This is a genomic window from Streptomyces sp. NPDC016851 (genome assembly GCF_055562795.1).
Genome location: NZ_JBVHEP010000023.1, coordinates 143,442 through 158,210, shown reverse-complemented (window position 1 = coordinate 158,210; position 14,769 = coordinate 143,442). Strand labels below are relative to the sequence as shown.

The window sequence follows — 14,769 nt, the reverse complement described above, 5'->3', positions numbered from 1 at the left end:
TACAACTCCCTCACCTTCGACATCGACCCCAGCGTCACCGCCGTCAGCGCCATCCTCATCGCCTTCGCGATCCTCGCCCTCGCCCTGGTGGCCCTGGTGCGCTGGCTCGGCACCGGACGGCAGAACTCCCTGCTGTCGGTCGAGAACACGGCAGGCATCGCCACCCCCACAGGCGAGGCCGTATGACCGCCGCCACCGCTCAGCCGCACCCGCTGGTGCCCCTCACCTGAGCCGCGCGCCGGCACGGGCCGCGCTACCGCTGACAGCGCCGTCGGCCGGGCCCCCGAGCGGGTGCCCGGCCGGCATCCCCCGAAGACTTCCTCGCAGGAGACCCGCAATGAAGACGATTCCCTACTGGATAGAAACCGCCGGGGCATTCCCGGACCGGTCCGGCAAGCCTTTGACCGAGGACACCGACCTGGTGGTCGTCGGCGCCGGCCTGACGGGTCTGTCCACCGCCCTGCACGCCGCCCGCAAGGGCGCCCGTGTCACCCTCGTCGAGAAGGGCCAGATCGGCTCCGGTGCCTCGGCACGCAACGGCGGCATGGCGAACCTGGGCTTCACGATCGGCGTGAACCAGGCCATCCGCCGGTACGGACTCGAGCGGGCCCGCGAGATCTACAACTCCTACGGCGAGGCCGTGGACACCGTCGAGCGGCTCGTGAACGAGGAGTCCATCGACTGCCAGTTCAGCCGCGTCGGACGCCTGGGCGTGGCCTCCCGCCCGGCGCACTTCGAGAGCAAGAAGGCCCAACAGCGCGACCTGGCCAAGTACTTCGGCCACGAGACCACACTGGTCAGCAAGTCCGAGCTGCGTTCCGAGATCGGATCCGACGCCTACCACGGCGGCCTGCTCGACCCGTTCAGCGCCGCGCTGCACGTCGGCCGCTTCGTGCGCGGCATGGCCGAGGCCTGCGAGCGCACCGGTGTCGAGATCCACGAGCGCAACGCGGCCATCGGCGTCCGGCGCACCGCCTCCGGCCGTTTCGAGGTCAGCACCGAGCGCGGTGTGATCCGTGCCGGGCAGGTCATGATGGCCACCGACGCCTACACCGACAAGAACTTCCCGTGGCTGCGCCGCCAGCAGGTCTGCCTGGGCAGCTTCATCATCGTGACCGAGCCGCTCGGCGAGCAGCTCGCCCGGGACATCATCCCCAAGGCCCGGCTCATCGTCGACTCCAACCAGGTCTGCCACTACTTCCGGCTCACCCCGGACAACCGGCTGCTGTTCGGCGGCCGCGCCCGCTTCGCACCGTCCGACCCCACCTCGGACAAGAAGAGCGGGGCCGTGCTGTTCCGTGAGATGTGCGAGATCTTCCCCCAGCTCGCCCGGACGAAGGTCGAGTACGTGTGGGGCGGCTCCGTCGGCTTCGCCATGGATCGCATCGTGCACGCCGGGCAGACCGAGGACGGCGTCTACTACTCCATGGGATACGCGGGCCACGGCGTGCAGATGGCGACGCACATGGGTCAGGTCATGGCTGAGGTGATGGACGGCCACCCCGAGGTCAGCCCGGTGCGCGACCTGGCCCCGCCCCGCATCCCCCTCTACAACGGCACCGCCTGGTTCCTGCCCTTCGCGGGTGCCTACTACAAGACGCTGGACCGCATCCGCTGACCGTGCGGCAGCGCACCTCTACGCATACAAGGAGACCTCGAGATGACTGTTGTCCGTGATGTTCCCAAGCAGCTGTTCATCGGCGGTGGTTGGCAGGACGCGGAGTCCGGCCGGACGCTGTCCGTCGACAACCCGGCCACCGGTGAGGAGCTGTGCCGGGTCGCCGACGCCTCACCCGCCGACGGCCGGCGTGCCGTCGAGGCGGCGGTCGCCGCGCAGGCTTCCTGGGCCGCCACTCCGCCCCGCGTGCGCAGCGAGATCCTGCGCCGCGCCTACGACCTCATCATCGCGCGCACCGAGGACCTCGCGCTGCTGATGACGCTGGAGATGGGCAAGCCCCTGGCGGAGTCGCGTGCCGAAGTCGCCTACGGTGCCGAGTTCTTCCGCTGGTTCTCCGAGGAAGCCGTCCGTATCGACGGCGGCATGATGACTGCCCCCGACGGCAAGAACCGCCTCCTGGTCACCCGCCAGCCGGTCGGCCCCTGCCTGCTGATCACCCCGTGGAACTTCCCCCTGGCCATGGGCACCCGCAAGATCGGCCCCGCCATCGCCGCCGGCTGCACCATCGTCCTCAAACCCGCTCCCCAGACCCCCCTGACCAGCCTCGCCCTCGCCGCGATCCTGAAGGAAGCCGGTCTGCCCGACGGCGTCCTGAACGTCGTCGTCACCACCGACGCCGCCGGTGTCGTCGAGCCGCTGCTGCGCGGGGGGCAGATCCGCAAGCTGTCCTTCACCGGCTCCACCCAGGTCGGTCGGATCCTGCTGGCCCAGTGCGCCGACACCGTCGTCCGCACCTCCATGGAACTGGGCGGCAACGCCCCCCTCATCGTCTTCGACGACGCCGATCTCGACGTCGCCGTCGAGGGCACCATGGTCGCCAAGATGCGCAACATGGGCGAGTCCTGCTGCGCCGCCAACCGCATCTACGTCCACACCTCCGTCGCCGAGGAGTTCGCCGCCCGCCTCGCCGCCCGCATGGCCGGCCTGACCGTCGGCGACGGCACCGAACCCGGAACCGACGTCGGACCCCTCATCGACCAGGCCGGCCGCAGCAAGGCCCACGACGTGGTGCGCGACGCCGTCAAGCGCGGCGCCACCGTCCTCACCGGCGGCGAGCTGCCCGAAGGCCCCGGCTGTTTCTACCCGCCCACCGTCCTGACCGGCATCTCCGCCGACGCCGTCATCAACGACACCGAGGTCTTCGGCCCCGTCGCCGCCCTCCTCACCTTCGAGACCGAGGACGAGGCCGTCACCGCCGCCAACAACACCGAATTCGGCCTGGCCGCCTACCTGTTCACCCAGAATCTCGACCGCGCGCTGCGCGTCGCCGAACGCCTCGAAAGCGGCATGATCGGCCTCAACACCGGCCTCGTCTCCAACCCCGCCGCCCCCTTCGGCGGCGTCAAGCAGTCCGGCCTCGGCCGCGAAGGCGGACGCGTCGGCATCGGCGAGTTCCTCGAGTACAAGTACATCGCCGTTCCCGTCGGAGCATGACATGCCTGAGCGACTCGTCGTCCTCTACCGGGGCAACCGGCCACCCGCCACCGGGCTCATCGAACGCCTCGCGGACACCGTCTACGCCACCGAGGAGGAACTGCCCTACCTCCTCCCCGGCGCCGACGCCCTCCTGGCCTGGGTCACCATCACCCCGGCCATCCGCGAGGCCTGGCCCGACAACCCCGAGAAGGCGCCCCGCTGGGTGCACGCGTCCTCCGCGGGCGTGGACTCCCTCCTCTTCCCCGCCCTGGTGGACGATCCGGGTGTCGTCCTCACCAATGCCCGCGGGGTGTACGACGAGCCGACCGCCGAGTACGTCCTCGGTCTGATCCTCGCCCTCGCCAAGGACTTCCCCGGCACCTGGGAGCACCAGCGGCGTCGCGAGTGGCGTCCGCGCTTCAGCGACGGCATCACCGGACGCACGGTGCTGGTCTGGGGGACGGGGCCGATCGGCCGGGCCATCGCCCGGCTGCTGGGCGCCGTCGGGATGCGGGTCTGCGGCGCCGGCCGCAAGGCGCGCACGGACGATCCCGACTTCGGCACCGTCCACGGCTCGGCGACCTTGACCCCGGCTCTGAAGGAGGCGGATTACGTCGTCCTGGCCGCGCCCCTCACCAAGGGCACCCGGGGCATGGTCGACGCCTCCGTGCTGGCGGCCATGAAGCCGGGGGCACGGCTGATCAACGTGGGCCGGGGCGGACTCGTCGACGAGGAGGCGCTCATCGACCACCTCGCCGCCGGCCGGCTCGCCGGCGCCGCCCTGGACGTCTTCGGCCAGGAGCCGCTGCCGGCCGAATCACCCCTGTGGGACATGCCCGGCGTGATGATCTCCCCGCACACGGCGGGCGAGACCACCGGCGAGCGGGAGGCGCTCGTCGAGGTGTTCCTCGACAACCTCACCCGGCACATCGAGGGCCGCCCCCTGCGCAACGTCGTGGACAAGCGGCGGGGCTACGTGGTCGACGAGACGCGCCCCGTCTGAAGGGCGGGCAACAGGCGCCCCGGCCCATGGACTGAACGGGCCGGGGCGCCTGTTACTCGCCTTTCTCGCGTCCCAGCGCGCTGCCCGTCACCGCCAGCACGGAGAGCACCACCAGCGCGGCGGCCGGGCCCAGCACCGTCCAGGGGGCCAGTTCGGCGTACGGCTGGTTCTCCGACAGGAGCCTGCCCCACTCGGGGGTGGGCGGCTGTTCGCCCAGGCCGAGGAAGCCGAGCGAGGCCAGGACCAGGACGGCGGTCGGCAGCCGCAGCAGGGCGTTGCGCAGGAGGGCCGGCAGCACCGCGGGGAGCAGGTGGCGGCGCAACAGGTGCAGCCGTCCCGCGCCGAGCGCGACGGAGGCGGCGATGTGACCGCTCGCGCGTTCCTGTTCGAGCAGGGCGGCGGTCTGGGCGGCGTACGGGCTCCAGCCGACCACGCAGACCGCGATCGCCGCGCCCCACACCGAGGGCCCGGTCACGCCCGCGATCAGCAGTCCGGTGAGGACCGCGGGCAGGGTCGACGCGACCTCCGTCGGGCCGGCGCTCGCCCGCGGTGCCATGCCCAGCAGGAGTCCGCTGACCGCGCTGACCACCGTCACGGCGAAGGCGACACCGGCCGTGCGCAGCGCCCCGTGGCCGAGCCGGGCCAGCAGATCCCGGCCCAGCGCGTCCGTGCCCAGCGGGTGTTCGAGGGACGGTGACACCAGCCGCGCCGCGGTGTCGACCTGCAAGGGGTCGCGGAGCAGGCCGGCTGTGACGAGGGCCAGCAGGGCCACCGCACACACCGCGGTGATCCAGCGCAGGGAGCGCGGCGGGACGAGCGGGGGCCGGTGCAGGGCCGGCAGGGCACCGTCGCGCAGGGGGCGGCCGAGGAGGGCGTGGCGCAGGGCCCGGATCAGGATGCCGGCGCTCACGCCGAGCAGGACCAGCGCCAGGGTCGCGGTCTGGAGCACCGGGAGGTCCTGCGCGACGGCGGCCTCCAGGGCGAGCCGGCCGAGCCCCGGGATGTTGAAGATCTTCTCCACCGCGACGGCACCGCCGACCAGGGCCACGACCGTCGGCAGCAACTGCGGCATCATGCCGGGCAGGGTGCGGCGCAGCGCGTTGCGGGCGATGTTGCCGGGCGGGAGCCCGACGGCGTACGCCGTGCGCGCCCAGGGTTCGTGGAAGGCGGCGGGCAGCGCCTGGTCGAGCAGCCCGCCGAGCATCGCGCCCGAGGGGATGCCGAGGGCGAGCGAGGGCAGCACCATCGACTGCGGCCCCTCCCAGCCGCTGGACGGGAACCATCCCCACCAGACCCCGCACACGGTGGCCAGCACCGAGGCGAGCAGGAACTTCGGCAGCGCGGCCAGCACGGCGGCCGTGGTGCCCGTCCGGTCCTGCCGCAGCCGGCGCCGGGAGCCGAGGAACACGGTGCGGGCACACACCAGCGCGGCGACCAGCGCGGTCACCACGAGCGCGCCCAGCATCATCGTCAGGGAGACCGACAGGGCGGTCCCCACCTGCGGCATGACCGGTTCGCCGGAGACCCACGAGACACCCGCGTCTCCGCGGGGCAGGCCGCCCAGCCAGTGTGCGAGATGCGCGAACGGCCCCTCGTCCAGCCCCAACTGCTCGCGTACGGTGGCGAGTTCCGCGGCGGTCGGGTTCTGGTCGGCGGAGCGGGCGCGCAGCACCGTGCGGGCCGGGTCGGCGCCGGTCAGCCACGGCAGCAGGGCCACCGCCGCGAGCAGCACGGCTCCGGCGAGCACACGGCCGGCCGCCGCCGGCCAGAGGGACAGGCGGGCGGCGGGGGCGTGGGCGACGCTCATGCGTTACCCGGCGTGCGTGTCGACGTCGACGAGCGAGCGCTCCCGTGGGTCGAGGATCACGCCCTCGACACCGGTGGCGATACCCTGCACCACCTGCTCGTGGACCAGCGGCACGACGGCGTCGGTGCGCAGGATCGCCGCCTCCGCCCGCATGATCTTCTCCTGGCGGCGCTGCGTGTCGCGCTCCGCGGCGGCGGCCCGGATGGCCTTGTCCACCGCGGCGTCCTTCAGCCCGGGGATGTTGTAGACGCCCTCGCTGGTGAAGTCGCTCGCGAGGTAGTCGACCGCGTCACCGGTGTCGAGGAGCGTCACCCGGGAGAAGACGAGGGCGTCGTACTTCCCGGCGAGCAGGTCGGCCTCCATCTGCGTGTACTCGCGCACGTCCTGCTTCACGGTGAACCCGGCCTTCTCCAACTGCTGCTGGAGCACGGTCGCGGCCTCGGGGAGCTCGGCCCGGTTGGTGTAGGTGGCCAGCCGCAGCGTCCTGCCCTTGGTCCCGGCCTTCACCTGGGCGGTCGTGTCGGCCTTGGAGCGGCCGGTCACGTCCACCCGCTTGTCGGCGGCCCACGGCACGGCGGGCCCGAACAGGCCCTGCGCGGGGTCGGCGTACCCGCCGAAGACGGAGTCGACCAGGGCGGAACCGTCGACTGCCTCCCGGGCGGCAGCGCGCAGACCGGCGTCGGTGAACAGGCCGCTGCCGGTGTTGAGGATCAGGCTGTCGGTGCGTACGGAGGGCACCTCGTGCCGCGTGTCCTTGTCGAGCAGCTTCGCCTGGGCGGTGGGGATCCACTCGGCGATGTCGGCCTCGCCGCCGCGCAGGGCGTTGGCGCGGGCGGTGCCGTCCGCGATCCAGCTCACGTCGATGCCGGGAGCCTTCGCCTTGCCGCCCCAGTAGCCGTCGAAGCGGTCGAGCGTCGCCTTGGTCTTGCCGCCGAGCCGGGTGATCTCGAACGGGCCGGTGCCGGTGCCGACCGGGCTGACCTTGCCGTCCTTCGCGTACGCCTTGGCCGACAGGACCGCCAGCGCCGGACTGGCCAGTCGCAGCGGCAGCACCGGGTCGGGTGACTTCGTGGTGAGAGTGACGGTGTCCGCGTCGTCGGCCTTGGCGGTGAGCGTCACGTCGCTCAGCACACGCGGCTTCGGCTTGGCCGCGCCCGCGTGGTCGAGCGCGTTGACGACGGACTGGGCGGTGAGTGCGGTGCCGTCCTGGAACTCGGCCTTGCGCAGCTCGAAGGTCCAGGTGGTGGCGTCGTCCTGCTTCCAGGACTTCGCCAGCGCGGGCTTGGCCGTGCCGTTCTTGTCGAGGGCGGTGAGGCCCTCGGCGACGGACAGCTTGCTCAGCACGGTGGCGTCGTTGCTGTAGGGGGAGAGGGCCTGCACGGGAGGGACGGCCATGGCGATCCGCAGCCGCCCGCCCGATCCCGCCCCGGCGCCGTCGTCGCTGTCGCCCGGTGCGAAGCAGCCGGCCAGCAGAGGGGTGAGAGTGAGCGCCGCTATGAGGCCGCGGGAGGTGGTGCGCATGTCAGTCCTGTCGTGCGGGGGCCGGGCATGCCGCAGCGGCCCGGAGGGGCTTGATCGGCGGCGACAGCATATAAGGAGAGCCTTACCAAACCCCGTACCGGGTGGGTGAAATCTCAACAACCGGACGGTTCGGGGGTGAAGACGGCGGTATCGACCGGCTGTTCGAACTGTGCCATCGTGGGCGCCGGGCGGAGGTGAGTCGCATGACCGGCGCGGACCCCGGGCTGTTCGGTCCCGGTTCGGTGACCTGGCAGATGCACGGTGACCCCATGATGTGGATCGCCGGCATCCGGGCGCTCTACCTCCAGGCCCTGCACCCCCGCGCGGTACGCGGCGTCATGCAGAACTCGGACTTCCGGCGCGACGCCTGGGGCCGCCTGATGCGCACCGCGAACTTCGTCGGCACCACGACATACGGCACCACCGAGGCCGCCGAGCGGGCGGGCGCCCGCGTCCGGAAGATCCACAGCATGCTGACGGCGACCGACCCGGACACCGGCGAGCGCTACGGCGTCGACGAACCCGGCCTGCTCCTCTGGGTGCACTGCGCCGAGATCGACTCCTACCTGGACGTCCTGCGCAGGTCCGGATTCCGGCTCACCGACGCCGAGGCCGACCGCTACGTGGCCGAACACCGGGAGAGCGCACGCCTGGTGGGCCTCGACCCCGCCGCCGTGCCCGCCGACCGGGCCCAACTCGCGGCGTACTTCGAGAAGGTGCGCCCCGAACTGGCCGCCGGGCCCGAGGCGCGCGACGTGGACGACTTCCTGCTCCACCCGCCGGCGCATCCCCTTCTCGTACCGTTGCGCGAGGTGTTGTGGCGGCGCGTGGCACAACTGGCGTACGCCTCTCTGCCTCCGTACGCCCACGAGTTGTACGGCAGACCGGCCCCGGCACCCGCCACCGCCACCCGGCAACTGCGTCTCACCGGCCTCCTGCTGCGCCGCGTTCCCGCACGTGTGCGGTGGCAACTCCCGCCCAAACACATCCTGCGCGCCATGGCGAGGCTCGGCCCGGACGCGCGGCCGGCACCGTACAAACTCGGACGATAGACCGCCATACTGGGTGGACCAGGGGAGGGGCGGGCGAACAGCTACCGGGGGGAGCGTCGCGCGACATGGGGGAGACCAGGCTCATCCACGGCCGGTACCGGCTGCTCGACCGGATCGGGCGCGGCGGCATGGGCGAGGTGTGGCGGGCCCGGGACGAGTCCCTGGGCCGGCACGTCGCGGTCAAGTGCCTCAAACCGCTGGGCCCGAACCACGACCACGCGTTCACCCGCGTACTGCGGGAGCGGTTCCGCCGTGAGGCCCGGGTGGCCGCCGCGCTCCAGCACCGCGGCATCACCGTCGTGCACGACTTCGGCGAGTCCGACGGCGTCCTCTACCTCGTCATGGAGCTGCTGGACGGCCGCAACCTCAGCCAGCTCCTGGAGGACAACAAGCAGCACCCGCTGCCGGTCGCGGACGTCGTGGAGATCGCCGAGCAGGTCGCCGCAGCCCTCGCCTACTGCCACGAACAGGGCATCGTCCACCGCGATCTGAAACCCGCCAACATCGTGCGGATCGGCGACGGCACGGTGAAGATCTGCGACTTCGGCATCGCCCGCCTCGGCCACGACATCGGCTTCACCTCCCGGCTGACCGGCACCGGCATCGCCATGGGCACCCCGCACTACATGTCCCCCGAGCAGATCGGCGGCACCGAGGTCGACCAGCGCAGCGACCTGTACTCCTTCGGCTGCGTGCTCTACGAGATCGCCACCGGCGTACCGCCGTTCGACCTCGACGACGCCTGGGCGATCCTCCTCGGCCACCGCGACACCCCGCCCCGCCCGCCGCGCGAGCACCGCCCCGAACTGCCCGGGTACCTGGAGCAGGTCATCCTCGACCTGCTCGCCAAGGAACCCGGTGAACGCCCCGGCGACGCCCGCGAGCTGGCGCGCCGGATCAGCGCGCACCGGGCCGCGCCCGCCTACGTGCCGGCCTTCGTGGCGGCCCGCCCCGCCCCGGACGAACCGGCCCGCGCGGGCCGGCTGCCGTCCTGGACCCACGGCATGACCACGGGCCGCAAGGCGGCCGGCACCGGGCTGCGCGGCACGCCGGCCGACCCGGCGGCCGGACTGTCCGGCGAGTGGATCGCACGGCCCGCCACCGGCCCCGTCGAGGAACCCGTCCCCGAGGAGCGGCCCGCCCCGCCCCCGGAAGTCCTGACCGCCCTGGCCGGCCGGCACAACGCGGGCCTCAGCCTCGGCCGGCTCGGCCGCTGGGCGGAAGCGGGGGAGGTGCACCGGGCGGTCGCCGCCGAACGCGAGCACCTGCTCGGCCCCGACCACCCGGACACCCTCGCCAGCCGCTACGAGGTCGCCTTCACCCTCAGCCGCACCGGCCGCGCCCCGGACGCCCTGCGCGAGTACAAGCACGTCACCGAGGCCAGGATCCGCACGCTCGGCGCCGACCACCCCGACACACTCGCGGCCCGCCAGGAGATGGCCTACGTGCTCGGCCAGCTCGGCCGCCCCTTCGACGCGCACCGGGTGTACACGGCCGTGCTCGCCGCCCGTGAGCGCACGATGGGTCCCGACCACCCGGACACCCTGCGCTGCCGGCACAACCTCGCCTTCAACCTCAGCCGCCTGGGCCGCCTGGAGGACTCCCACCGCCTGGCCCGCGAGGTGGCCGCCGCCCGCGCCCGGGTGCTCGGCCCCGACCACCCAGACACCCTGGTCACCCGCTACGAGGTCGCCTACGCGCTCGGCCAGCTGGGCCGGTGGGCCGAGGCCCTGGAGACGTACCGCGAGGTCGCCGAGGCCCGCGCCCGCGCGCTCGGCCCCGACCACCCCGACACGCTCGCCGCCCGCCACGAGATCGGCATCAGCCTGGGCCGCCTCGGCCGCAGCGCCGAGGCCCTGGACCACTACAGCGCCCTGACCGACGACCGCACCCGGGTCCAGGGCCCCGCCCACCCCGAGACCCTGCGCGCCCGCCACGGCCGCTGCGTCAACCTCGGCCGGCTCGGCCGCTGGGAGGAGGCACTCGCCGAGTCCCGTGCCGTGAGCGCCGCCCGCGAGCGGGTCCTCGGCCCCGACCACCCGGACACCCTGGTCAGCCGCCGCGAGGTCGCCGTCGGCCTCGGCTGGCTGGGCCGCTGGTCCGACGCGCTCACCGAGTACCGCCGGGTGGCCGCGGCCCGCGAACGCGTCCTCGGCGTGGACCACCCCGACACCCTCGCCAGCCGCAACGACGAAGCGCACTGCCTCCAGCAACTGGGCCGCGGCGAGGAGGCCGTGGCCCTGTACCGCAGGGTGGCGGCCCTGCGGGGGCAGGGGGCGGCTGTCGGGCGGTGACGAGGCGCGGGGGTGGCGTGGTGACGGTGGACGTGTACGGGGAGGGCGCGTCGGCTGGGTGGTGACCAGGGGGGTGGCGTGTATGGGGGAGCGCCCTGTCGGCCAGGCTGCGCGGGACCGCCGCCGCCCAGGCCGCGCCCAGTCCTCCGCACCGTCCCGCGTGGCGCTCGCCCCCGCCGAGGTGACGTGGCCGAGTGGTGACCGGCGTCGGCCCGCCGACGGACGCGTGCGCACATGCGCGGTCGTCTGGCCGACCTGGATCACCCCGTGTTACGAAGAACCATGACCGCACCCCTGGGACCCCGCGCACACCGGACGTACGACGCCGTCATCGTCGGCGGCGGCCACAACGGCCTGGTCGCCGCCGCCTACCTGGCCCGGGCCGGCCGATCCGTGCTGGTGCTGGAGCGGCTGGACCACACCGGCGGCGCGGCGGTGTCCACCCGGCCCTTCGCCGGAGTCGACGCCCGGCTGTCGCGCTACTCGTACCTGGTCAGCCTGCTGCCGAAGAAGATCGTGCGGGACCTCGGCCTGGACTTCCGGGTACGCACCCGGACCATCTCCTCGTACACGCCCGCCGAACGCGACGGCCGTCCCACCGGGCTCCTCGTCGGCGGGGGCGAGCGGCGGACCAGGGAGGCGTTCGCCCGGCTCACCGGCTCCGACCGCGAGTACCGGGCCTGGCAGGAGTTCTACGGCATGACGGGCCGGGTCGCCCAGCGGGTCTTCCCGACCCTCACCGAGCCGCTGCCCACCCGCGAGGAACTGCGCCGCCGCCTCGACGACGAGGAGGCCTGGCGGATTCTGTTCGAGGAGCCGATCGGGGTCGCCGTCGAGGAGCGCTTCACGGACGACCTGGTGCGCGGCGTGGTCCTCACCGACGCGCTCATCGGCACCTTCGCCGACGCCCATGACCCGTCGCTGAAGCAGAACCGCTGCTTCCTCTACCACGTGATCGGCGGCGGCACCGGCGACTGGGACGTGCCGGTGGGCGGCATGGGCGCCCTCACCGACGCACTGGCCGACGCGGCACGCGCGGCGGGCGCCGTCCTCGCCACCGGACACGAGGCGCTGCGCGTCGCCACGGACGGTCAGAAGGCCGAGGTCACCTACCGCACCGCCGACGGCGAGGGGACCGTCGCCGCCCGGCATGTCCTGGTCAACGCCTCCCCGAATGCCCTGGCGGAGCTCACCGGCGACACACCCCCGTCTCCCGCCGAGGGCGCCCAGCTCAAGGTGAACATGCTGCTCGAGCGGCTGCCGCGGCTGCGCGACAGCGCGGTAGACCCACGCGAGGCGTTCGCCGGCACCTTCCACATCGCCGAGGGCTACGAGCAGCTGGCCACCGCCCACGCCCAGGCCGCCGCCGGTGACCTCCCGGCCGCGCCGCCCTCCGAGATCTACTGCCACTCGCTCACCGACCCGACCATCCTCGGCCCGGACCTGGCCGACCAGGGCTACCAGACGCTCACCCTGTTCGGCCTGCACACCCCGGCCCGCCTGTTCGAGCGGGACAACGACGCCGTACGCGAGGAGCTGCTGAAGTCGACGCTCGCCCAGCTCGACGCCCATCTGGCCGAACCCCTCGCCGACTGCCTGGCCACCGACGCGGACGGACGGCCCTGCATCGAGGCCCGGACCCCGCTCGACCTGGAACGGGACCTCGGGCTGCCCGGCGGCAACATCTTCCACCGCGAGCTGAGCTGGCCCCACACCCAGGACGGCACCGGCCGCTGGGGCGTGGAGACCCGGCACGCGAACGTGCTGCTGTGCGGGGCCGGCGCGGTGCGCGGGGGCGGAGTGAGCGGGGTGCCGGGGCACAACGCGGCCATGGCGGTGCTCGAAAGCGGAAGCGACTGAATCACTGCCCTCCTGTGGGGCACTCCGACAGACGAAGGCATCCGTACCACCGATCGCCCCGCGCGGACGGTCGTACCAGCTACGGGAGGATCTCATGGCCGAGCTCAGCCCGACCGACCTTCAGAAGGCCCTCAAGGGCATGGACTACCCCACGGACAAGCAGCACCTGGTGGAGCGTGCCCGCAACAACCACGCCGACGAGAAGGTCGTCAGGACCCTCGACGGCCTGAAGGAGGACCGCTTCGACGGCCCCAACGAGGTGCAGAAGGCCGTCTTCAACCAGTGACCCGGCCCGCTCAGTCGGCCGACGGCGTCCACCCCACCGCTTCGACGCGCGACGCGTCCGCCGGGCGCGCCTCGTCGAAGAGGACGCCGTCGGCCGCGTCCACGCGCAGCCCGTCCACGTAGACGCCGCGGCCGACGTACAGCCGGTCCGTCGCGTACCGCCACCGCACGGTGAGCCGGCGCGCGGCGGGGAGGCCGGCGGTGAGGCCGTGCCAGACGCGGCCGGACCAGCCGGTCACCGAGCCGGACGGGTGCGGCCGGGGGGCCTCGCCCCGGCGGGACGTCGTGAAGGGCACCGGCTGCCAGGTCGTACCGCCGTCGGCCGTGGCCTCCAGGACCAGGACGTCGGACTTGGGCTCGGTGTCCCACCACAGCGCGCAGCGCAGCCGCCCCCGGCCGGACGACGTGTCGAGCGTGGGCAGGGTGAGGGTCGCCGTGTTGGAGACCGCCATGCCGGAGAACCAGGCCCTGCGTCCCCGCGCCGGCCGGACCGGCACGGCCCGTGCCAGGTTGTTCGCGGCGGCCACCCGCGGAGCCGACCCGGATCGCCAACTCCGCACGGGATGCACCGAGTTGCCCAGGACGACGAGGAAGGAGTCGGTCGTCGGGTCGAGCACCAGCGAGGTGCCCGTGAACCCGGTGTGCCCGGCACTGCGCGGGGTGGCCATCGCACCCATGTACCAGTGCTGGTAGAGCTCGAAGCCGAGGCCGTGTTCGTCCCCGGGGAACGCGGTGTTGAAGTCGGTGAACAACAGCTCCACCGACTCGGGCGTCAGGATCCGGGCCCGCCCGTACACGCCGCCGTTGAGCAGCGTACGGCCGAGGACCGCGAGGTCCCAGGCGTCGGAGAACACGCCCGCGTGGCCCGCGACCCCGCCGAGGCTGAAGGCGTTCTCGTCGTGCACCTCGCCCCACACCAGGCCCCGGTCCAGCCCGGACCACGGCGCCCGCGCGTCCTCCGTGGCCGCGATGTTCGGCCGCCAGGAGGCGGGCGGGTTGTAGCGGGTGCGGCGCAGGCCCAGTGGGGCGGTGATCTCGTCGCGCAGGAGGACGTCCAGGGAGCGGCCCGTGATCCGCTCCAGCACGAGCTGGAGCGAGATGAGGTTCAGGTCCGAGTACAGATACGCCGTGCCCGGCGCGCTGACCGGTGCCTCGTCCCAGATGAGCCGGAGCTTCTCCTCGTACGTCGGCGCGCTGTACAGCGGGATCCAGGCGCGGAAGCCCGAGGTGTGCGTCAGCAGCTGACGGATCGTGATGTCCTGCTTGCCCGCGCGCCCGAAGTCCGGCAGGTACGAGGCGACCTTCGCCTCCAGTTCCAGCCCGCCCCGTTCCATCTGCTGCACGGCCAGGATCGAGGTGAACAGCTTCGACACCGACGCCAGGTCGAAGACGGTGTCCTCGGCCATGGGGATCTGCTCGCCGGCCGGGAACTCGACGCCCGTGTCGGTCTTCTCGTCGTAGGCCCTGTAGCGCACCGCCATGCCGATGGGCCGGTGCAGGGCGACGGTGCCGCCCCGTCCGGCGAGCAGGACGGCGCCCGCGTACCAGGGGTGCTTGGGGGAGGGGCCGAGGAACGTCTCGGCGTCGGTGACGAGTTGCCGAAGATGGGAGGGGAGCAGCCCGGCACGGGCGGCCGAGCCGTGCCGCAGGGTGGGACGTCCCGTGACCGGGGCTGCCTCGGCGGGTAAGGGGGCGAGGGCCAGGGCGCCACCCAGGACCAGGGCACGTCTGCGCGTCAGCCCGCCGTTCGTCGTCGCTCTGTCTGCCGTGCCTTCGGTCACCGCGCATCCTTCCGCCGAACCGCCCTGGACGTCCCGGACAGTATGTCCCCGAGCACCGCCCATAAATCTGAC

General features: G+C 73.0%; 10 protein-coding genes and 1 pseudogene. 8 read left to right on the top strand and 3 right to left on the bottom strand.

The genetic code is table 11. The annotated features are described in order from the left end of the window. The 4 genes and pseudogenes from ACZ3I3_RS31355 to ACZ3I3_RS31340 form a co-directional block, all read left to right on the top strand. Positions 1 to 186 (top strand): annotated as a pseudogene (locus ACZ3I3_RS31355) (ABC transporter permease); the annotation flags it as partial. Positions 187 to 337: 151 nt separating this feature from the next. Then, positions 338 to 1,618 carry an NAD(P)/FAD-dependent oxidoreductase gene (locus tag ACZ3I3_RS31350; protein ID WP_467370584.1) on the top strand — a complete coding sequence of 427 codons (1,281 nt, stop codon included), beginning with the start codon at positions 338 to 340 and terminating at the stop codon, positions 1,616 to 1,618. A 42-nt stretch (positions 1,619 to 1,660) separates the two neighbouring features. Continuing rightward, positions 1,661 to 3,112, top strand: a complete 1,452-nt coding sequence (locus ACZ3I3_RS31345) for an NAD-dependent succinate-semialdehyde dehydrogenase (RefSeq protein WP_467370582.1) — start codon at positions 1,661 to 1,663, stop codon at positions 3,110 to 3,112. Position 3,113: 1 nt separating this feature from the next. After that, a complete protein-coding gene (locus tag ACZ3I3_RS31340; RefSeq protein WP_467370581.1) occupies positions 3,114 to 4,097 on the top strand; it encodes a D-2-hydroxyacid dehydrogenase in 984 nt (327 codons plus the stop codon). Positions 4,098 to 4,149: 52 nt separating this feature from the next. On the opposite strand, the gene ACZ3I3_RS31335 is transcribed toward ACZ3I3_RS31340, so the two are convergent. Together ACZ3I3_RS31335 and ACZ3I3_RS31330 are read right to left on the bottom strand one after the other, a co-directional pair. Continuing rightward, the gene (locus ACZ3I3_RS31335; RefSeq protein ID WP_467370579.1) at positions 4,150 to 5,904 is read right to left on the bottom strand and encodes an ABC transporter permease subunit; all 1,755 of its coding nucleotides are present in this window, start codon (positions 5,902 to 5,904) and stop codon (positions 4,150 to 4,152) included. 3 nt (positions 5,905 to 5,907) lie between these two features. Next, entirely contained in the window at positions 5,908 to 7,425 is a 1,518-nt protein-coding gene (locus tag ACZ3I3_RS31330) for an ABC transporter substrate-binding protein (RefSeq protein ID WP_467370577.1), read from the bottom strand. Between the two features lie 203 nt (positions 7,426 to 7,628). On the opposite strand from ACZ3I3_RS31330, the gene ACZ3I3_RS31325 reads away from it, so the two are divergent. The 4 genes from ACZ3I3_RS31325 (at position 7,629) to ACZ3I3_RS31310 (ending at position 12,917) form a co-directional block, all read left to right on the top strand. Continuing rightward, entirely contained in the window at positions 7,629 to 8,477 is an 849-nt protein-coding gene (locus ACZ3I3_RS31325; RefSeq protein WP_467370575.1) for an oxygenase MpaB family protein, read from the top strand. A 65-nt stretch (positions 8,478 to 8,542) separates the two neighbouring features. Beyond that, on the top strand, positions 8,543 to 10,771 hold the full coding sequence (locus ACZ3I3_RS31320) for a serine/threonine-protein kinase (protein WP_467370573.1): 2,229 nt from the start codon (positions 8,543 to 8,545) through the stop codon (positions 10,769 to 10,771). Between the two features lie 282 nt (positions 10,772 to 11,053). Next, positions 11,054 to 12,631, top strand: a complete 1,578-nt coding sequence (locus ACZ3I3_RS31315; RefSeq protein ID WP_467370572.1) for a phytoene desaturase family protein — start codon at positions 11,054 to 11,056, stop codon at positions 12,629 to 12,631. 94 nt (positions 12,632 to 12,725) lie between these two features. Beyond that, positions 12,726 to 12,917, top strand: a complete 192-nt coding sequence (locus tag ACZ3I3_RS31310; protein WP_356929280.1) for a DUF2795 domain-containing protein — start codon at positions 12,726 to 12,728, stop codon at positions 12,915 to 12,917. Positions 12,918 to 12,927: 10 nt separating this feature from the next. On the opposite strand, the gene ACZ3I3_RS31305 is transcribed toward ACZ3I3_RS31310, so the two are convergent. Further along, positions 12,928 to 14,760 carry a serine hydrolase domain-containing protein gene (locus ACZ3I3_RS31305; RefSeq protein WP_467370570.1) on the bottom strand — a complete coding sequence of 611 codons (1,833 nt, stop codon included), beginning with the start codon at positions 14,758 to 14,760 and terminating at the stop codon, positions 12,928 to 12,930. Positions 14,761 to 14,769 lie beyond the last annotated feature (9 nt).

Excerpts from the sequence above, each read along its gene's own strand:
- ACZ3I3_RS31350 (WP_467370584.1), top strand. The coding sequence starts at position 338 with ATGAAGACGATTCCCTACTGGATAGAAACCGCCGGGGCATTCCCGGAC.
- ACZ3I3_RS31345 (WP_467370582.1), top strand. The coding sequence starts at position 1,661 with ATGACTGTTGTCCGTGATGTTCCCAAGCAGCTGTTCATCGGCGGTGGT.
- ACZ3I3_RS31340 (WP_467370581.1), top strand. The coding sequence starts at position 3,114 with ATGCCTGAGCGACTCGTCGTCCTCTACCGGGGCAACCGGCCACCCGCC.
- ACZ3I3_RS31335 (WP_467370579.1), bottom strand. The coding sequence starts at position 5,904 with ATGAGCGTCGCCCACGCCCCCGCCGCCCGCCTGTCCCTCTGGCCGGCG.
- ACZ3I3_RS31330 (WP_467370577.1), bottom strand. The coding sequence starts at position 7,425 with ATGCGCACCACCTCCCGCGGCCTCATAGCGGCGCTCACTCTCACCCCT.
- ACZ3I3_RS31325 (WP_467370575.1), top strand. The coding sequence starts at position 7,629 with ATGACCGGCGCGGACCCCGGGCTGTTCGGTCCCGGTTCGGTGACCTGG.
- ACZ3I3_RS31320 (WP_467370573.1), top strand. The coding sequence starts at position 8,543 with ATGGGGGAGACCAGGCTCATCCACGGCCGGTACCGGCTGCTCGACCGG.
- ACZ3I3_RS31315 (WP_467370572.1), top strand. The coding sequence starts at position 11,054 with ATGACCGCACCCCTGGGACCCCGCGCACACCGGACGTACGACGCCGTC.
- ACZ3I3_RS31310 (WP_356929280.1), top strand. The coding sequence starts at position 12,726 with ATGGCCGAGCTCAGCCCGACCGACCTTCAGAAGGCCCTCAAGGGCATG.
- ACZ3I3_RS31305 (WP_467370570.1), bottom strand. The coding sequence starts at position 14,760 with ATGGGCGGTGCTCGGGGACATACTGTCCGGGACGTCCAGGGCGGTTCG.